The sequence below is a fragment of the Lipingzhangella rawalii genome (genome assembly GCF_031628175.1).
Taxonomy (GTDB): Bacteria; Actinomycetota; Actinomycetes; order Streptosporangiales; family Streptosporangiaceae; genus Lipingzhangella_A; species Lipingzhangella_A rawalii.
This window is the reverse complement of record NZ_JAVLVT010000003.1, coordinates 429,771-448,929: the sequence shown is the minus strand read 5'-3', so window position 1 is coordinate 448,929 and position 19,159 is coordinate 429,771. Positions and strand designations below refer to the sequence as shown.

The window sequence follows — 19,159 nt, the reverse complement described above, 5'->3', positions numbered from 1 at the left end:
GCGGGGGCTTTCCCTACGGATGCGGTGCCCTGAGTTGCCCTGTTGGCAGATTCAGGGCACGACGCTGGACAGACTGTCCCCGGTGACCGGGAGTGCGACACGATCGGGGGTCGCGCGCAGGGGACGGATGCTGGTCGAGGTGTCGTCGTCCGCGCTGTGCCGGGCCAGGTGCGCCGCGTACACGGGGCCGGATCCCTCGGCCAGGAGAACCTGGATGACGCCCACGTCGTCCAGGTCGTCCACCCCGTCCAGCTCGTCCAGGGGCAACTGCTCGGTGTGTCCCCGCGCCACGGACAGCTCGGTTACCGGGCCCGGCACCCACGCGTCCGCATCCTCGTCGAGGAGCGGAATGAGCCGCACCTCTGCCGCGGCGTCCGGAGCCCCGACGACAACACTGCCACCGCCCTCGGTGTCCGGGGTGGGGGTGAGGAGACTGCGGGCGTCGAGTGGCTGTTCCAACGGCGGTGCGGCGGCGGTGTACGCGGCGTCGGCGTCGCCGCCGTCCCGCGTCATGATGACGCCCGCGACCACCGGCTGCTCCGATTCCACGACCACGGTGGCGGGTTCCTCGTCCAGTTGGCCCTCCAGGCTCAGGGTGGCGCTGGCCGCGGGCGGCACGTCCAGCCGGTCCAGGGAATCGTGCTCCACCTCCCCGTCCGGGGTGAACAGGCGAACCCGTGCTTCGGCGGGCTGGTCCTCGGGAGTCGCCACCACCAGCTGCCGGGCACCGCCCCCGGGGGGAAGCCCGGGAATCACCTGGTCCCCCGCGGGGGCGGTGGCCGGGGGCACCCACTCCGTACCTGGGCCGGACCAGCCTCCGAACAGGGATGCGGCAACCCGTCCCCGGTTGGTACGCACATGTACCGCAACGGCGGAGGAGACCTCGGTCGCCTCCAGCAGGTCCAGACTCAGCTCGTCGTGGGCGTCGATGGCGATACCACGGTGGTCGGGCTCGTAGACGGGGCCGTCGGCAGCGTAGATGTCGATGTTGACCGTGGAGGCCGCGTCGTCGACGTTGGCGAGGAACAGTTCGAGCTCGTCCAGATCCCCTCCCCCGGGCGCAAGGAACCACTCGCCCAGGCCCGGTTCACCACAGCGCAGATCGGCGGCAGCTGCGTCCCCGTCTCCGTCCCCAACGGTGTACTGCGTCACTTCCAGTCCCTGGGCCGCACGCCCGGAGGCGCGCACCACCACCTGCTCGTCGGCATCCCCCGGATCGACGGTCCAGGGCTCTCCGGGAGGCGCGCCCTCGGCCAGGACCTCCTCGTCCGGGGTGTTGGCCATGGCGATCGCTTCGCCGGCGTTTCCCGGGGCGTCGGCCTCCCCGTCCCCGAGCTCCGCGAGATCCTGCGGCCCGGAGAACACGCGAATCTCCGCGTCGTCTCCGCCTGGTGGGTGCGGGCACACCCGAACCGCCGACTCGACGGGAGCGACCATGGCCTCCCCCCGGTCCAGGGCCGCCAGTTCGGAGTCGGGTCGCGTGAGATGCGCCACCGCCAACAGGGTGAACAGGGCAACCATCACCAGCCCGAGCAGCGCGAACCGGTTCTCCACGAACAGTCTCATCGCGTGTGCCTCCGGCCTGCCCGTCCACGTTGCTGCGCCCGACGCCCCCGTCGCCGGGCTCTGACCCGTGCGATGGCCCGGTCCGGCCGGCGCGGGGTGGGGCGCCGGGGTCGTTCCGTCTCAGTGTCCCGGTCCTGGTCCTGCCCGTCGGCGCCCCGCGCCCCGGGGAGTGCGAACACGATCACGGTGGCGACCAACAGCGCCTGGAGGAGCAGCCACAGGGGCCGCGGCGTCGCGCTCCGGTCGATCTCCACGGTGCCGGCAGAATCCTGCAACTCGAAGCCCTGCATTCCGGTGTCCACCTCGACCGGGGGCAGTTCGACTCCATCTTGGGTGGCGCTCCATCCCGCCGCGGCGGGTTCGGCTAGGACCAACAGGCGATCTGCTTCTCCTGCCGGCACGTCCACCCGGTTGATGTCGTCCGGGTCGACCTCCAGGACGTCCACAGACTCTGTCGGATCGTCGGCAACACCGGGGGCGGTTTCCAGCGACAGCGGAGCATCGGCGTCCTGGTCCTGGGGGCTGAGAATCCGCATTCGTCCGGTGTCCAGATCCAGCTCCCACAGGGCGAAGCTCGGGGTCAGGTTCAACCGGCGCAGGTGGGGTGTGCCGTCGAGCCGGGTCACGAAGGTGTCGTCGACCTCCGCAGAGGTCTCCCCCGCGAGAACCACGTAGCGGATACCGAACTCGGCGAGAGCGGCCGCGGACTCGCCGCCGCGACCGGCGGCGAGCTCCGCCACCGTCTCGTCCAGCTCCCCGCTGACCCGAGGGTCCGGCCACAGCTGTTCGTCGCCGAGCTGCGGATGTTCACCACGCAGCACACTGTAGGCAACGCTGGCTCGGTCCGGACCGGGCTGGAGGACGAGGGTGCGCGGCTCGGTACCGTCGGCGCTGAGGGAGGCCGCCAGGCTGGGGAAGGCGTACTGGCCCGTTGTCGAGAGGGGACCCTCGACCCCGGTGGACATCCAGGTCGCGGCGGAGGCCACCGGTGTGGTGAGGGCCAGCAGCGCTACGACGCTCGCGAATACCCGGCGTGTTCCGCCGGCCCGGAACAGATCCGGAAAGGATCGGGCGGCGATCCCCGCGGACAGCAGCATCGCGGTCGCAGCGAAGGCCACGGCCACGCCCGGCCAGGCCGCGGCCACCGGGCCACCCCCGGGTGCGGTGAGCACGGTGCGGCTCATCAGGATCGCGATCAGGATCCCCAACAGGGCCATGGCCCATCCCGAGGCGACGAGCATGCGGCGCCCGCGCAGGAGCAGCGCGCACAGTGCGGCAGCCACGAAGCCCAGCGTGACCCAGAGGGGGGGAGTTCCCGGCCCTCCGGGGGACAGCAGCAACAGGGCCGGAGCGGAGAGGCTGGCGTCCGAGATCTCCGGCCGATGCAGCCCTGCCTCCAGCAGCCACAGTTCGGGATGGCGGAACAGGCCGAGGCTCCACGGAAGCAGCAGCACCAGGGGCGCCACCAGGACAATGGCCAGGCTCCGGTAGAGACTCCCGCGGACGTTTCCGAAGGCGAGGGCAACCAACACCGCGGTGAGCAGGGAGAACGCCCACACGAGGGGCACGAACGCCGTGGCCACGGCCAGCACCAGCGCGAGCAGCCACGCGGTTCGCCGAGAGGCCCGTGCCGGCTGCATCAGCATCCGGGTGGCGAGCAGCCCGAGGACGGGCATCAGGGTGTGCACGACCGCGGTTCCGAGCCGCCCCTGGGCGATCGCACCCGTCGCGACCGGAAGCAGGGCGTAGGAAGCGGCCATCCACAGCTGTGCCGGCTGGTAGCTGAGGACCTGCCGGGCTAGCAGGTAGGCTGTGAGGCCGGACAGGGGGACGCACCCCAACAGCAGAATGGTCACCGCGAGCCAGGTCTGGCCCAGCAGTACGGTGGAAACAACCGCGAGCACCGCGATATAGGGAGGCGCCGGTGCGTCGGAGCCGACCCCGACTGAGTGCCACCCGGTCGCGTAGGTGCCCCACAACTCGGCGGCGCTGCCCCCTACGGGCAGGAGCGCTCCACCGCCCAGGCGGGTTCCGCCCAGCAGGGTACGTTCCGCAACCACAGTGACCACGGTCAGGGCCACGACGAGCAGCACACCCGGATGCTTGGCCGCACGGCGGAGGAGCCCCTGCTGGTCGCTGAGAATCTCTTCCTCGTCCGTGGCCGGCGCGCCGGCCTGGTGCCGTCCCGACGTCTCCGTGGAGGCGGACAGTAGGTTTGCACCACGTTCGGCGAGCTGCCGCAGGACCACCCCGCGCGCGAGGAAGGGCTGGATCGCGCTGTAGGTGCGCCGCCGGGTTCGCCGCCGATGGGCGCGGGCACGGGCCAGGCGCAGCGGATGGAACAGGATCGAGGTTATGGCCAGCAGCTCGTCCAGCGCGTGTGCCGGTTGCTTCGCCAGGAGCTGGAACAACATCCGAAACCCCGAGGCGACGGTGTTCCGAAGCAGGGCTAGGACCATGGCGGCGAACGGAAGATTCGCCAGCAGCACGAAAACCGCGTTCCGGCGGTCGATCCGGTGCGGGTGGGCCCGCCCGACCGCGATACTCCGTCGGCGCCGGGAGGCGGCAGCCGCGTGGTAGGCCACGGCGTCCGGAGCGACCATAACCCGGTATCCGGCACTTCCCGCACGCCAGCAGAAGTCGATGTCGTCGCGGAAGAGGGGAAGTGCCGGGTCGTATCCCTCCAGCTCTTCCCAGACGTCCCGACGGACCAGCATGCCCGCGCTGGAAACCGCGAGGACCTGACGTGTTCCGTCGTGCTGCCCCTGGTCGAACTCCCGCGCCTCGAGACCGGTCTCCCGCCGCCCCGCTCCGTCGATGGTGACGCCCACCTCGATGAGGAGTCGACGGTCGAAGAGGTCGCGTAGTTTCGGCCCCAGCACCGCCGCGTGGGGATACTCGTCCGCCGCTCGCAGGAGGTGGTCCAGGGCGTGCGGATCGGGGACGCAGTCGTCGTGCACCAGCCACAGCCACTCGATCGCGTCGCCCCGGTCGGAGGCCCCCGGCACGGCGCGTCGCGCTCGTGGATGCTCGGCCGCGGCGCGGACGGCCTCGCCGAACCCGGTGTCCCGGGGAAGATGGAGGACCGCCTCCCCGGCGATGTGTTCGGCCAGAATCTCGGGACTGTCGTCCCGTGATCCCGTGTCCACTCCCAGAACGCGCTGGACGGGCCGGGACTGCCCACGCAGCGCCGTCAGGGTTTCCGGTAGCCATCTGGATCCGTCGTGAGAGACCACGACGACCGTGACCACGTGTCGTGCTGGGTCCGCCGATTGCACGGTTCGGGCGGTCACCTCCATCGTCAAGAACCTGCTTCGCCACGGCGTCCCAGCGCCACAACGCACGGATGGGGACCATTCTGGCCTATCCGATACCGCGAACTCAGCTTATCGGGACGATGGGTGTGCCAGAGCACGCTGGGAACCGGGTGTCCCGGCGACACGGGGACGTGTCCCGCACACCGCCCCCTCGGCACCGAAACCGGTCAGCCCAGGCACAACTACCTAAAACCGACGCACGTCCCCGATCCATACAAAAACACCCCAGGCTGTAAAAAGAACGTGCTCCGGAACAATTGTTCCGGAGCACGTTACCGCTGGTCAGAACCCATCAATCCTCAGAGCACATCGCTCAGAAAGTCGAAATCCTGTCCCGCGGCCTTCTTGATCCTTCGCCGCTCACGTTCGGAGAGTCCCCCCCAGATACCGAACCGTTCATCGTGTTCCAACGCGTATTCCAGGCACTCCGTGCGAACGTCGCACGACTGGCAGACCTTCTTCGCCTCCCGCGTCGATCCCCCCTTCTCCGGGAAGAACGCCTCGGGATCGGTCTGCGCGCACAAGGCGTGCTCCTGCCAGCTCAGATCCTCATCGCTACCGTGCGCGAGCGGAATGAACTCGCCCATGCGCACCTCCTAATTGCCCCCTCGGTCCACCCTCCCCTTCGGACCCCCGGGAGGGTGTAATCACATCCAACCGAAATTACACGTGCCGCTCCCGTTCCACGTCAAGCACGTGCCGTGACATTCGGACGAATACACACGTCGGCCCGGGCAAACGACGGTTCACCCGGGCCGGTTTGGTCCTCCTATGCCAGAGTTGCTACCGGTTACTCATCCCGATACCAGCCCTGTGGCAGATCGCCAGAATCAGTGGTGGACTGTCCTTCGGCAGCGGCCTCACCAGAGGCTCCGGTCCCGGTGGCGTAGGAGCCGTACACAGGTTGCCCGGCGGTGTTGTATCCGGACTGGCCCTGGTATGCCTCCGGCTGGTACTGCCCGTAGGACTGCTGTGACCAACTCGCACCCTGTCCATAGTCGGCCTGCTGGCCGCCGGAGGGATACTGGTAGGCCGCCTGCTGGCCGCCGGACGGATCCTGGTAGGCCGCCTGCTGCCCCCCCGAGGGATACTGGTAGGCCGCCTGCTGGCCATATCCCTGCTGGGTGTAGCCCTGCTGGGCATAGCCACCCGTCTGTGTGGGATCCGGCTGCGCATACCCCTGCTGCGCGTACCCCTGCTGAGCGTAGCCCTGCTGGGCATAGCCACCCGTCTGTGTGGGATCCGGCTGCGCGTACCCCTGCTGCGCGTACCCTTGCTGCGCGTACCCCTGCTGGGTGTAGCCCTGCTGGGCATAGCCACCCGTCTGTGTGGGATCCGGCTGCGCATATCCCTGCTGCGCGTACCCCTGCTGAGCGTAGGCTCCGGTCTGGGACGCATCCATCTGCCCGTAGGGCTGCTGCGCGAAGGACTGCTGCGCCCCGGTGTAGGCCGGTTGCTGCGGCATCGACTGCTGCGGTGGCGTGTTCTTGGGCACCAGCGCCGGGTTCATCGTCGCGAAGATCAACGCCAGGCCAGCGACCACGACCACCGCAAGGTACCCCAGGCTCACGAAGAATCCACTGAACGCGGTTCCCATATTCGCCGAGCCGTAGGCAACGAAGTGCATGATCAACGTGACCAGGCCAAACAGCGCGGAGATCCCCAGAAGGACGATCCCGAACCACGCCACGACCGGGGTGCGCGGGGACTTCTCCCGCGCCATCACCATCAGCCCCACAGCAACCACCACCAGGAGCACGGTTACCGGCCCGAAGGTGTCCTCCCGCGCGGAGACCATGGCACTGGAGTACACCGTCTCCCCGATGCCCGCCCCCACATCATTGCGGGAGGCGATATAGATGAGGGCCGCGAGCTGCTTGAGAATCACCACACCGAGCAGGACCCAGGAGGCCGGCTCACGCAGCCGTTCGATGGCTTCACTGTTCAAGAGAAGTTCCCTCCGCATACTTCCCCATGACGTCGGAGGAAGTCTGGCATATCGTCACGTTGTCTAGGGAAACACATGAGGCGCGCCCCAGGTGTCCCACCCTGCACGACGGCCTGTGCACTCGGCTCCCAGCCTCGGACACCCTCGCTTGCCGCCCCGGGGGATCCCGCCACCCGCAGGCATGCGCCACAGGGCGCGGCGCAACCACAGGTCCAGCCTGCCAGACTTGGACACATGCGAACAGTCGTACTGGCCGGGGGGATCGGCGGCGCACGCTTCCTCGAGGGACTGCGGGCCGCCATGGCCACAGGTACCACCAGGGACCAAATCACCGTAATCGGAAATACCGGGGACGACATCACCCTATTCGGGCTGCGCGTGTGTCCGGATCTGGACACTGTGATGTACACCCTGGGCGGGGGCATCAACACGGAACAGGGATGGGGGCGCGCCGCCGAAACCTTCACCGTCCGCGAGGAGCTGGCCGCCTACGGGGCACAGCCCCAGTGGTTCACTCTGGGCGACCGAGATTTCGCAACCCACATCGTGCGGACCCGGATGCTGGCGGAGGGAACACCGCTGTCCACGGTGACCGCCCACCTGTGTGCCCGGTGGCAGCCCGGTGTGGAGCTGATCCCGATGACCGACGACCCGGTCGAAACGCATGTCCGGGTCAGTGCGGACACCGGACCTCGGGAGCTGCACTTCCAGGAATGGTGGGTTCGCCACGGCGCACGCCTCACCGCCCACGGATTCCGCAGCGTCGGAGCCGACGAGGCACGACCAGCACCGGGAGTCCTGGCGGCGATCGAGGCCGCGGACGTGATCCTGCTTCCCCCATCCAACCCGGTGGTCAGCATCGGCTCCATTCTCAGCGTCCCGGGTATCCGTTCGGCCCTGCTCCCGAAGACTGTGGTGGGAGTCTCCCCCATCATCGGTAACGCGCCGGTGCGTGGCATGGCCGACGCGTGCCTGCGCGCGATCGGGGTCGAAACCAGCGCCGCCGCGGTGGCACGACACTACGGCCCCGACCTGTTAGACGGCTGGCTGGTCGATGACAGCGACCGCGGCGTCCTGGACACGGTCCCGGGCACCACCGTGCGCGCCCGACCGCTGTACATGCACGACACATCCACCACGGCCGAGATTGCCCAGGCAGCACTCGACCTGGCCTGGGACCTACAGAAGGAGAAGGAGAATCGGTGAGCGAATCCGCCGACCAGCTCCGCCTCCGTGCCGTCTCCGGGCTCCCCGAGGTCCGGCACGGAGACGACCTGGCCGCGCTGCTGGCCACCCACGCCCAGCCCCGCGACGGAGACGTGCTCGTGGTGGCGTCGAAAGTGGTGAGCAAGTCCGAGGGGCGCCTGGTCCGCGTGGACCGGGACAGTGCCATTGACCGGGAGACGGAGCGCGTCGTGGCGCGGCTGCCCTCCGGGGGGCGGATCGTGCAGACCCGGCACGGCTACGTGATGGCGGCGGCGGGAGTCGACACCTCCAACGTCCCCCCCGATCACGCCCTACTCCTTCCGGAGGATCCCGACGCGAGTGCACGGCACCTACGCGCGGGCATCGCACACCACTGTGGATCCCGGCCGGCGATCGTCATCACTGACACCTTCGGACGTCCCTGGCGCACGGGGCAGACCGACGTCGCCCTCGGCGCGGCCGGCTTGGAGGCGGTACAGGACCTACGCGGCACCCGGGACGGGTACGGCAACACTCTGGAGGTCACCCTTCGTGCCGTGGCCGACGAGGTGGCCGCGGCCGGCGACCTCGTCAAGGGAAAGGCAGCCGGAACCCCCGTCGCCGTGGTGGAGGGGCTGAACCACCTCGTCACCGAGGCGGACGGCGACGGAGCGCGCGCCCTGATCCGGCCCGCCGACGAGGACATGTTCCGGTACGGCTCCAGGGACGTGGTCGGCGCGCGGCGCACCATCCGCGAGTTCAGCAACGCCCCGGTCGACCCCGCTGCGGTACGCCGCGCCGTGGCGACCGCGGTGACGGCCCCCGCACCCCACCACACCACGCCCTGGCGGTTCGTGCTGGTGGAGAGCCCGGAGCGGCGGCAGAAACTACTGGACGCCATGCTGGACGCCTGGATCGCGGACCTCCGGGCGGACGGGTTCAGTTCCGAGGCGATCACCCGCCGGACGCGCCGGGGCCAGGTGCTGCGAAACGCCCCCTACCTGGTGGTTCCCTGCCTCGTCGCCGACGGAGCCCACACCTATCCCGACGCCCGCCGGGCTACGGCGGAGCGCTCCATGTTCCTGGTGGCGATGGGAGCGGGAGTGCAGAATCTTCTGGTCGGCCTAACCATGGAGGGCCTGGGATCGGCGTGGGTATCCTCAACCATGTTCTGCCCGGAGGTGGTGCGCGCGCAGCTCGATTTGGACCCCGGGTGGGAACCAATGGGAGCCGTGGCTGTGGGCCACCCCGCGACACCACCCCCGGAACGCGCCCCGCGGGATACTGAGGCCTTTCTCACGGTGCGCTGAGCTGGTCCGGACTTACACTGGCCAAGCTCGGGGGCACGTGGTGGGTGGTGCTGCGCTTCGGCAACGCTCGCTCCCCGTCCAAGGGCACACGGTGGTATGCGGTGCCCCCGCTTCGCCGTGTTCCTCCCACCCTCCGGCCGCTGACGCTGCCAGGCTGGATACGCAGAGAGGAGGCGAGGAGGCGGGGAGGAACAGTGTCCGCGGAGAACCACATCCTGGTGGGGTTCGGGATCGTCCTCCTCGTGCTGGCCGGCCGCCTCCTCGCGGGGCGTGTGCGTATCCCGGACGCGATCGTGCTGGTGCTCCTCGGTCTCGCGGTGGGATACGTGCCCGGGCTGCCGGAGGTCGAGGTGCCCCCGCAGGTGGTCCTGCTCGTATTCCTTCCTCCCCTGGTCTTCAGCTCCGCGTTCTTCTCCGCCCCCCGGGAGCTGCGTGCCGAGGCACGCCCGATCGTGGCACTCGCCGTGGTCACCACCCTGGTCACCGCCTTCGCGATCGCCGGCATCACCTACCTGGTGCTTCCGGACGTGACCTGGCCGGCCGCGATCGCCCTGGGTGCGGCGGTGGCCCCGACCGACACGGTCGCGGCGTCGGCCGTTCTGAAACGGGTGGGGGCGCCCCGCCGCATCGTGACCCTGCTGGAGGGCGAGAGTCTGATCAACGACGGTGTGGCGCTAACCCTGTTCGGCCTGGCCGTGTCGGCGATGGTGCAGCCCGTCGGCTTCGCCGACGGGGTGGGTGAGCTGGTGTGGGTGGTGGCCGGAGGCCTGGTGTACGGCCTCGTCTGTGCCCTGGTGATCGCCGCCGCACGGGCCCGGGTACGGGACGGCAACACCCAGTTGGTGATCTCCCTGCTGACCCCGTTCCTCGCCTACATTCCCGCCGAACAGGCGGGCTTCTCCGGGGTGCTGGCGGCCGTGGTCGCCGGATTCTACCTGGGCACGCGCGGCGAAGGGTTGCTGCCGGCTCGGGTTCGCGCCACGGGGCGCACCATCTGGCACGGGGTGGTCGCGCTCCTGGAATCGGTCCTGTTCGTCCTGCTGGGGCTACAGCTGCACGAGGTGTTCGAGATCCTGCCGGAGCGTTCCCCGGCGGCGCTGCTGTGGACCGCGACACTCGTGGTCCTCACCGTCGTGGGGGTGCGTCTGGTGTGGCAACTGGTGGTGGCACCGTTGACGCGGTACTTGCCGGGCCGTCTCGGCTGGGACCCGGGAACGCCGGCGGAGCGCCTGGTGGTGGGCTGGAGTGGCCCCCGCGGTGCAATCTCCCTGGCTATCGCGATGTCGCTGCCGCTGACGCTGGACGGCGAGCCGTTCCCGGACCGACCCGTGCTACTGTTCCTCGCCGGAACCGTCGTGCTGACCACCCTGGTGGGTCAGGGAATGACCCTGGCGCCCCTGCTGCGCTGGCTCGGTATGACCAGCGCCGACGACTCCCGCGAGGAGCTCGCGCGGGCCCAGCTGGCGATGGGGCGTGCGGCCCTGGCGCGCATCGACGAACTGACAGCGGACGAGCGGGTGGATGCGCCAGCCGCGCAGACCTACCGCGAACTGCACGCCCTGCGGGTGCGTCAGGCCCAGGCGCGGCTGGCCACGATCCAGCCCGGCTCGGACGAGACGTCCGGCACCGAGGTGCCGCCGACGCGGCACGGCACGGTGTTCCTCCGCAACGAGATCACCCGCGCGGAACGGGAGGCGCTGTCCCGCCTCTACGACGACGGAGAGATCGGGCACGAGATGTTCCAGGCGCTACGCCGGGAGCTGGACCTGACGGAACCGCACCTGCCAGCACGGTGACCAGCGGACGTCGTGCTCCACGGGGACCGGCCGCACGGCGGGGTGATCTCCGTGGAGAGCCCTCCGAACCAGCCGGCCCCGGCGGTCTGCCCACCCGGCGCAGGCGATGCGACCAGCGGCGTCACACCACGGGCAGCTGTGGACGCCGCACACTCGCGGCGACCCCGTCGCTGGCCACCGCCGCGGCCTGGCGCTCGGCAGAAACCTCCCCGTAGCAGGTGTCGCGTTGCCGCAACGGTCGCCCGGTCGGCTCCACGAGTGCCCGGATGTCACTGACCGTCTTGAACGACCCGGACTCGGAGCCGGCCATGCGGCTGATGGTCTCCTCCATCAGGGTTCCCCCCACGTCGTTCACCCCGCCCGCGAGGAGCTGGCGGCAGGTGTCCTCGGCCAGTTTGACCCAGGAGCACTGGATGTTGTCGATCCGCCCGTGTAGCAACAGCCGCGCCAAGGCGTGCACGGCCCGGTTCTCCCGCAGGGTGGGGCCGGTCCGCGCGAGCCCGGCCAGGTAGATCGGGGCGTTGGTGTGCACGAACGGCAGGAGCACGAACTCGGTGAAGCCGTCCCGGCCGGTGCGTTCGCGCGCCTGGTCCTGCAACCGGCCCAACAGCCGAATGTGTGCCACCCAGTGTTCCGGGGAGTCCACATGGCCGTACATCATGGTTGACGTGGTGGGCAGACCCAGCTCGTGGGCGGTGGTGACCACCTCGATCCAGTCGCTGGCGGGCAACTTGCCCTTGGTCAACACCCACCGCACATCATCGTCGAGGATCTCGGCGGCCGTTCCCGGAAGAGAGCCCAGCCCCGCCTCGCGAGCCTGGGTCAGCCAGTCCCGCACCGACAGGTTGGTGCGGGCGGCCCCGTTGACCACCTCCATCGGACTGAACGCGTGCACGTGCAGGTCAGGAACGCGCGCACGCACCGCACGCACCAGATCGAAATAGGCCGTTCCCGGCAGGTCGGGATGGATACCGCCCTGCATACACACCTCGGTGGCTCCGGCCTCCCACGCCTCCACGGCCCGGTCGGCCACCTGGTCCAGGGAGAGGGTGTAGGCGTCGGCGTCGGTGCGCCGCTGCGCGAAGGCGCAGAACCGGCAACCGGTGTAGCAGACGTTGGTGAAATTGATATTGCGGGTGACGACGTAGGTCACCTCGTCACCGACGGTGTCCCGCCGCACCCGATCGGCGAGATCGGTCAGTTCCTCCAGCTCTGGCCCGTCGGCGTGCAGGAGGGCGAGGGCCTCCCGATCGGTAAGCCCGGCCGGATCCGCTTCGGCCTGCCGCAGGGCGGCACGGATATCCGGGTCGAACCGTTGCGCGGCTCCCGCCCCGGAAGCCCCGGTGGACGCGGCGCGCTCCGCCAGCTCGGACCAGTCGCCGTAAACCACGTCGAAGTCACTGCGGCGGTCGCCACTCCGGCCGGCACTGTCGATGTCGGTGTGCAGATCGGTGCGCCCACCAGCGGCCAGGCCCTCCGGCTCCTGCCAGGGGCGCCCCTCGGGCACGACGTCTGGCCGTGCCAGCCCGGTCTCGGGGTCCAGCAGTGCCGAGACGTGTTCGGACAGCCGTGGGTCCAGCCAGGGCTCGCCGAGGCGGGCGTACTCGGGATAGATCGTCAGTCGCTCGGCCAGACGGTACCCTCCGGCCTCCGTTCGTGCTGCCAGCTCGTCCAGCTGGGGCCACGGACGCTCGGGATTCACGTGGTCGGGGGTCAGCGGGGACACCCCACCCCAGTCGTCGATGCCCGCACGCAGCATGAGGTCGTACTCGGAACCGATGAGGTTGGGCGGAGCTTGGATGCGGGCCCGGGGCCCCAGCAGCAGGCGTGTGACCGCGATGGTCGCGGCCAGATCCTCCAGTTCGGCATCGGGACGGTGCATCATGGCCGTGTCCGGCTTGGCACGGAAGTTCTGCACGATCACCTCCTGGATCGCGCCGTGCGCCCGGGACGCGCGCCGAATCGCGAGGATGGTGTCCACCCGTTCGGCCAGGCTCTCCCCGATACCCAGCAACAGGCCGGTGGTGAACGGCACGCTGGACCGGCCGGCGTCCTCCAGCACACGCAGACGCACGGCCGGGTCCTTGTCCGGACTGCCGAAGTGGGGCTGGCCGCGCTCGGTGAACAGACGCTCGGAGGTGGTCTCCAACATCATGCCCATGGACGGCGCGACCGGCTTGAGCCGCTGGAAGTCGGACCAGGTCAACACGCCCGGATTCAGATGGGGCAGCAATCCGGTCTGCTCCAGGACCTGAATCGCCACAGCCCGCACATAGGACAGGGTGTCCGCATAGCCTCGCTCTTCCAGCCATTCCCGCGCCACGTCCCAGCGGTCCTCCGGCCGGTCCCCCAAGGTGAACAGGGCCTCCTTGCAGCCGAGCTCTGCGCCGCGACGGGCGATCGCCACGAGCTCGTCCGGCTCCAGGAACGGGGCCTCCACCTTGCCCGGGACGGTGGCGAAGGTGCAGTAGTGGCAGCGGTCCCGGCACAGCCTGGTCACAGGCAGAAACACCTTGCGACTGTAGGTGACGACGCCGCTGCGCCCGACCCCGTCCAGCCCTGCGTCCCGCACCCGTGCGGCATGGCCCAGGAGGGTGTCCAGATCCTGCCCGCGTGCCTGGAGCAGGGTGACGGCCTCACTCTCGTCCAGAGTCTTGCCGTCCCGGGCTCGAGCCAGGGCACGGCGCATCCCGGCAGGAGTGGCCTCGGGCGGGTGATCCACATCGCGATCCGAACTCATATCCCGCACGATACGAGGCGTGGCCGCCCGCACGGGTATCGCCCACCCACATCGACGACGAGCGAGGCGAAGGTCACCCCGACCGACGCCCGCCCCAGCGCAGCACCCACCCGGGCGCGTGGCCCGGACGGTGCCGCCCGAACCGTCTCAGGACGACACCCGCAGCTGGCCATGGCGTGCCGTGATCCGTTGCCGTAGGTAGGCATCCCAACGGTCGGCGATGACATCCGGGCTGTAGTGAACAGAGGTGGCACGCGCAGCGGCCCCCATCCGCCGCCGTCGCTCCGTGTTCTCCATGAGCTGGGCCAGCCCTGCCGCGAGGGCGGAGACATCCTGGTTGGCAACGAGCAGGCCGTTGTGATCGTGGGTGATGATCTCTGCCGGCCCGTGCGGACAGTCGAAGCTCACCACCGGAACGCCCACCGCGAACGCCTCAACGATGCTCATACCAAACCCCTCGGCACGCGAACTGACCCCGACGACGGAACATTTGGCGAGCTCGCCAAAGACATCCGCGGTGGGCCCCATCAGCGCCACCTGGTTGTGCAAGCCGAGGTCGAGGATCGCGCGGCGCACCTGGGGAAGGCTCTGGCCGCGCCCGTAGATGCGCAGCTGCCAGTCCGGACGATCCCGGGTGGCCTTTCCGAACGCTTCCAGGAGCTTCGGAAACTGCTTGATCGGAGTGATCCGGCTCACCGCCCCCACGATCGGGTTCTCCAGGCGGGATCGGGGATAGTCGCCCGGTGGCAGCGGGTTCGGCATCGTGGTGAGCCACCCCGACTCGGGCCGCAGGGCCGCCGCGTAGTCGCGCCGGTCGGCTTCGGTCAGCACGGTCAGGCCGTCCAGCCGCGGATACCAGCGCTGGATCGCGCCACGCGTGTCCCCGGAGTGGTGGGAGAAGTGCACGTGCTCCTGTCCGATCCGCAGCACCGAACGGGGCGCCCAGCGCGCCAGCAACAGGTTCAACCCGGGACGGGTTCCGATGACGACGTCGGCGTCGGTGGCACTCAGATACCGGCGCAGGGCCCGTTCCGTGCGCACATTGAAGAGTGCCCCCCGTCCCCGTGCCTCGGCGCGGGGTAGGTGCGGGCTCGGAATCCGCTCCAGGACGCGATCCGGCCAGCCCTGGGCCGGCCGGGCGGGCCAACTCCGGCTGGGGACGAGATTGCGCATGCCCACGCCGGCGGGCAGCTCGAAGAACGGTTGCTCGTGCTGTTGGACGAGACTCACGATTTCCACGTCGTGGTGAGTACCGAGTGCGTGGGCAAGATTGACCACGGTACGGATGGTGCCACCCATGCCGTAGCCGTTTCCGATCAGGATTGCGATCCGCATCAGGCCTCCACTGCCGGTGTGACGTCACCGTGGCCGTCCGCGTCCGGCCCGGCCACGCGCAGCGCGAACTCGTTGTGCATGGTGTAGTACGGCTGGATCCGCCATCCGGACCAGGCCCCCGAGGGGCGGGCGGCCGGCAGCACCAGCTGCTTCTTGCGCGCGGGGATGTCATCGGCGTGGGTACCGAGCCGTAGGGAGCGCTGGCCGTCGTCCGGACACAGCCAGACGTCCCAGATCCGGTTCGTGCCGTGGCGGGGCGCCCGCCCATGCGGGGCTTCCGTGTCGGCAGCATCGGAGCCGGAGGTGGGCGGGGAGCACAGCTCGGTGACGGGCAGATGGGCCCGCACGGTTCCGTCCGCCACCTCGGCGGGCATTCGCACGCGGTGTTTGGTCCCCCGGTGCCGAGCGAGCAGAACAGCAGTACGGTGACCACGCTCGCGCCGCGTGTAGGCGAGGGTTCCGGTCAGGGTGATGGTCGCGTCGTCCACCTCGATCCAGGACACCTCGACATAGGGACGGACCGGGCGCATCCGCACCAGAAGCCGCCCGTCCGGGGCCCGGACCACACGCAGTTCCCGGTCCCGCGGCCCGGTGAGGTAGGTCGACCAGTCGGCCAGACTCAGCCCGGGATCCTCGGTGTGGACCGGCTGGGTTCCCTGCCCATCGACCGTCACGAACACCTCCCAGGTGCCGACGGTGAGGGCCGCCCCGCTCAGGTCCGCGGTCAGCTCCCCCGCGTTGTGCTGCGTCGGGACGGGAACGGGGACGGAGACACGTTCCTGGTCCGCAGGCCACAACACGAGCTGTCCCGGCGCCGGTGGTAACTCCGCGGGCCGCAGGCGCAACACGTCCGCCGTATCGATCCGACTCACCTGCGTACGCATACGCCCCCCGATAAGCCCAGAGATGACGCGGCCGCGTACCACTCCCGGTCCCGGCGGGGCGGGCTTGCCCATTCGGGTTCGCATCTCCCCCGCCGACGCCCCGGCCACCCCCGTCGCCGGAGCACTCGGCCCGTCCGTGCGGAACGTAGCACGGTGGACCTAAACCAGCCGTGAATACGGAGGGTGCCGGCGTGTCACCCCAGAGCGAGAGTGGTGTCTGCTACGCCAGCCGCGCATGCCCGGCCCGGCGGTGTGTTGTGGCCTGGTATGGACGCGGGAGAGCTATGGCTGGGGTGCCCGGAGATGCCCACCCGGTAGGTCACGCCAGCACTAGGCAGCGGGGCACGCGGGCTTTCGGGGTGGGAGCGGTCCGGGCGTGCGGGACCGCTCCCACCCGATGTGGCAACGGCATCCGGCCGTCGCCGACAGGACCGCCGCCAGGGCCGCGCCGCGACAGCCATGCATACACCCACCCCGCCCCGGGGGCCGGTCACGCAGTCACGGCGAGAGCGGCCGGGGCTCAGTCCAGGCGCTCGGCCTCGGCCAACCACCGCTCCTCCAGCTCCGTGCGTTGGGATTGGAGCTTACGCAGTTCGGCGTCCAGCTCGGCCATGCGCGTGTAGTCGGAAGAGTTCTCGGCCATCGTGGTGTGCAACTCGGACTCCCGCGCCGAGATCCGGTCCAGCTGCCGTTCGATCCGCTGGATTTCCTTCTGGACCGTCCGCTGCTCCGCGGCGCTGAGGGCTGCGCTGCCAGCTTCCGCACCGGCCAGCGCCTGCCCCCCATCCTGTGGGGCCGCACCGTCGGTGTGCCCCCGGCGCTGTTGTGCTGTCCGGCCGGCGGCCGGCTGGCCCGGTGCGGCGGTCTGGGCGCGGCGGCGGAGATACTCGTCCACCCCACCGGGAAGCATGGTGAGACCACCGTCACCGAGCAGACCATGGATCTGGTCCGTGATGCGCTCCAGAAAATAGCGGTCGTGACTGACGAGGACCAGGGATCCGGGCCAGCCGTCGAGCAGGTCTTCGAGTTCGGTGAGGGTCTCGATGTCCAGATCGTTGGTGGGCTCGTCGAGGAGCAGCACGTTCGGCTCGTCCATGAGAAGCCGCAGCAGCTGGAGGCGGCGACGCTCCCCGCCGGACAGTTCCCCGATCGGGGTCCACTGGCGTTCCCCCCGGAAGCCGAAACGCTCCAGCATCTGGCTGGCGCTGTACTCGCGCTTGCCCACCTGGATCCGCTGACGCACCTCCTCCACCGCACGCAGGGGACGCGCCTGCGGGTCCAGTTCGGTGAGCCCCTGGGACAGGTGCGCCAGACGTACGGTCGTGCCGTGCCGCACCCGCCCGCTGTCCGGCTCCTGTTCCCCGGCCAGCAGGGACAGCAGGGAGGTCTTCCCGGATCCGTTTCCCCCCACGACCCCGACCCGATCGCCGGGGCCCAGCTGCCAGGTCAGACGTTCCAGCAGGGTGTGTGGTCCCGCGGTGAGGGTCGCGTCGGTGACATCGATGACGGTCTTTCCGAGCCGTGCGCTGGCGAACCGGACAAGCTCCACTGTGTCCCGTGGGGGTGGCTCGTTCGCGATGAGGGTGTTGGCGGCCTCCACCCGGAATTTGGGTTTGGAGGTTCGCGCGGGGGCACCCCGACGCAGCCACGCCAGTTCCTTACGCATGAGGTTCTGGCGGCGTTCCTCCGCAGCGGCCGCGAGGCGCTCCCGTTCCGCCTTCGCGAGGACATAGGCGGCGTATCCGCCCTCGTAGCGCTCCACCCTGCCGTCGACCACCTCCCAGGTGCGGGTGGTGACGGCGTCCAGAAACCAGCGGTCGTGGGTGACCACGACCACCGACTCCGAGCGGCCACGCACGTGCTCGGCGAGCCAGGCGATCGCCTCGATATCGAGATGGTTGGTGGGCTCGTCGAGAATCAACAGGTCGTGGCTATCGACGAGCAGGCGGGCGAGAGCGACGCGCCGCCGTTCCCCACCAGAGAGACCCTCCAACGGCGCGTCCAGATCCCAGCCCCCGAGGAGGCCCCCCAGGATGTCGCGGATGCGGGCATTGCCGGCCCACTCGTGTTCGGCCCAGTCCCCGAGGACGTAAGAGCCCACCGTGCCCTGGGGATAGGCGTCACGTTGCTGGAGCACACCCACCCGAAGATCCCGCGCGTGCACCACGCGCCCGCTGTCCGGGATGGTGTCTCCCGCGAGCACGGACACCAGGGTCGACTTCCCGCCGCCGTTGCGCCCCACGACCCCGATTCGTTCACCCGTGTCGACGCCGAGAGAGACGGTGTCGAGGAGTACGAGTGGTCCGTAGGCGAGCGAAACGTCCTGAAGGTTGACAAGATTCATCGCTCTCATTGTGCGGGCTGCGGAGAACTGACTGGTCCGTCGCGGCTGCGGGAGCCCGGGTGGCGGTGCCCAGCCCGGGGTGGGTGGCGGCACACTGTCCCGGTCCCGGGGCGCGGCATGGCCTACTCCTCGGGCTCCGCGGGCTCCTCGGTGCTGAGACCACCGTCCTGGACCGGTTTGAGGAAGGGTGCGCCGGGGCCGTAGGCGCTCAGCTCGTCATCGGCGTTCATCATGGTGCAGGTCTTGAGGGACAGACATCCACAACCGATGCAGTCGGTGAGATTGTCCCGCAGACGCTGCAAGGCGTCGATGCGTGCCTCCAGCTCGGCATGCCAGCGGGTGGACAGCCGCCGCCAGTCCTCCACCCTGGGCGTGCGACCGTCGGGAAGGGTGTCCAGGGCCGCACGAATCTGGGTGAGGGTGAGGCCGATGCGTTGCGCGGCGGTGATGAAGGCGAGCCGGCGCAGGATGTGTCGCGGATAGCGACGTTGGTTGCCACTGTTGCGCTCGGAGTGGATGATGCCACGCTCTTCATAGAAGCGCAGAGTGCTACGCGGTAGTCCGCTGCGTTCGGCGACCTGGCCGATAGTAAGGCGGGCGGGAAGCTGGCTCACAAAACGACCTCCGACCTTGACCTAAAGATAACTTTAGATTAGGAGCGTCCTGGCCTGCCCACAACCCCGCGCCGGCTGCCCGCCGTCGTTGTCGGCATGTGGGGGTGCGGGGACCGCAGC

General features: G+C 69.6%; 12 protein-coding genes. 3 read left to right on the top strand and 9 right to left on the bottom strand.

The window, feature by feature from the left end; translation table 11 throughout:
- Nucleotides 1-51 precede the first annotated feature (51 nt).
- The 4 genes from RIF23_RS08745 to RIF23_RS08730 all read right to left on the bottom strand — a co-directional run bounded on the left by RIF23_RS08745 (nucleotide 52) and on the right by RIF23_RS08730 (nucleotide 6,831).
- Entirely contained in the window at nucleotides 52-1,566 is a 1,515-nt protein-coding gene (locus tag RIF23_RS08745) for a DUF5719 family protein (protein WP_310911900.1), read from the bottom strand.
- Nucleotides 1,563-4,865 (bottom strand): glycosyltransferase, encoded by a 3,303-nt coding sequence (locus RIF23_RS08740; protein ID WP_310911899.1) that lies wholly within the window; start codon nucleotides 4,863-4,865, stop codon nucleotides 1,563-1,565. The genes RIF23_RS08745 and RIF23_RS08740 overlap by 4 nt, the downstream gene beginning before the upstream one ends.
- 317 nt (nucleotides 4,866-5,182) lie before the next feature.
- Complete coding sequence (locus tag RIF23_RS08735; protein ID WP_310911898.1) at nucleotides 5,183-5,470, bottom strand: WhiB family transcriptional regulator; 288 nt, start codon at nucleotides 5,468-5,470, stop codon at nucleotides 5,183-5,185.
- Nucleotides 5,471-5,673: 203 nt separating this feature from the next.
- Complete coding sequence (locus tag RIF23_RS08730; RefSeq protein ID WP_310911897.1) at nucleotides 5,674-6,831, bottom strand: hypothetical protein; 1,158 nt, start codon at nucleotides 6,829-6,831, stop codon at nucleotides 5,674-5,676.
- A gap of 234 nt (nucleotides 6,832-7,065) precedes the next feature.
- On the opposite strand from RIF23_RS08730, the gene cofD reads away from it, so the two are divergent.
- From cofD to RIF23_RS08715, 3 genes are all read left to right on the top strand, one after another.
- Complete coding sequence (cofD, locus tag RIF23_RS08725; protein WP_310911896.1) at nucleotides 7,066-8,037, top strand: 2-phospho-L-lactate transferase; 972 nt, start codon at nucleotides 7,066-7,068, stop codon at nucleotides 8,035-8,037.
- Complete coding sequence (locus RIF23_RS08720; RefSeq protein WP_310911895.1) at nucleotides 8,034-9,326, top strand: coenzyme F420-0:L-glutamate ligase; 1,293 nt, start codon at nucleotides 8,034-8,036, stop codon at nucleotides 9,324-9,326. Before cofD ends, RIF23_RS08720 begins: the two co-directional genes overlap by 4 nt.
- A 194-nt stretch (nucleotides 9,327-9,520) precedes the next feature.
- A complete protein-coding gene (locus tag RIF23_RS08715; RefSeq protein WP_310911894.1) occupies nucleotides 9,521-11,122 on the top strand; it encodes a Na+/H+ antiporter in 1,602 nt (533 codons plus the stop codon).
- A gap of 121 nt (nucleotides 11,123-11,243) precedes the next feature.
- On the opposite strand, the gene RIF23_RS08710 is transcribed toward RIF23_RS08715, so the two are convergent.
- The 5 genes from RIF23_RS08710 to soxR form a co-directional block, all read right to left on the bottom strand.
- Entirely contained in the window at nucleotides 11,244-13,862 is a 2,619-nt protein-coding gene (locus RIF23_RS08710; RefSeq protein ID WP_310911893.1) for a bifunctional FO biosynthesis protein CofGH, read from the bottom strand.
- Between the two features lie 147 nt (nucleotides 13,863-14,009).
- On the bottom strand, nucleotides 14,010-15,197 hold the full coding sequence (locus RIF23_RS08705) for a glycosyltransferase family 4 protein (protein ID WP_310911892.1): 1,188 nt from the start codon (nucleotides 15,195-15,197) through the stop codon (nucleotides 14,010-14,012).
- Complete coding sequence (locus RIF23_RS08700; protein WP_310911891.1) at nucleotides 15,197-16,153, bottom strand: hypothetical protein; 957 nt, start codon at nucleotides 16,151-16,153, stop codon at nucleotides 15,197-15,199. The genes RIF23_RS08705 and RIF23_RS08700 overlap by 1 nt, the downstream gene beginning before the upstream one ends.
- A gap of 448 nt (nucleotides 16,154-16,601) precedes the next feature.
- Nucleotides 16,602-18,425, bottom strand: a complete 1,824-nt coding sequence (locus RIF23_RS08695) for an ABC-F family ATP-binding cassette domain-containing protein (RefSeq protein WP_310911890.1) — start codon at nucleotides 18,423-18,425, stop codon at nucleotides 16,602-16,604.
- 122 nt (nucleotides 18,426-18,547) lie between these two features.
- Entirely contained in the window at nucleotides 18,548-19,039 is a 492-nt protein-coding gene (soxR, locus tag RIF23_RS08690) for a redox-sensitive transcriptional activator SoxR (RefSeq protein WP_310911889.1), read from the bottom strand.
- Between the last annotated feature and the right edge of the window lie 120 nt (nucleotides 19,040-19,159).

What these genes read in the sequence shown, in the direction of transcription:
- RIF23_RS08740 (WP_310911899.1), bottom strand. Translation starts at nt 4,865, where the DNA reads ATGGAGGTGACCGCCCGAACCGTGCAATCGGCGGACCCAGCACGACAC.
- RIF23_RS08745 (WP_310911900.1), bottom strand. Translation starts at nt 1,566, where the DNA reads ATGAGACTGTTCGTGGAGAACCGGTTCGCGCTGCTCGGGCTGGTGATG.
- RIF23_RS08710 (WP_310911893.1), bottom strand. Translation starts at nt 13,862, where the DNA reads ATGAGTTCGGATCGCGATGTGGATCACCCGCCCGAGGCCACTCCTGCC.
- RIF23_RS08705 (WP_310911892.1), bottom strand. Translation starts at nt 15,197, where the DNA reads ATGCGGATCGCAATCCTGATCGGAAACGGCTACGGCATGGGTGGCACC.
- cofD (WP_310911896.1), top strand. Translation starts at nt 7,066, where the DNA reads ATGCGAACAGTCGTACTGGCCGGGGGGATCGGCGGCGCACGCTTCCTC.
- RIF23_RS08735 (WP_310911898.1), bottom strand. Translation starts at nt 5,470, where the DNA reads ATGGGCGAGTTCATTCCGCTCGCGCACGGTAGCGATGAGGATCTGAGC.
- RIF23_RS08700 (WP_310911891.1), bottom strand. Translation starts at nt 16,153, where the DNA reads ATGGGCAAGCCCGCCCCGCCGGGACCGGGAGTGGTACGCGGCCGCGTC.
- RIF23_RS08695 (WP_310911890.1), bottom strand. Translation starts at nt 18,425, where the DNA reads ATGAATCTTGTCAACCTTCAGGACGTTTCGCTCGCCTACGGACCACTC.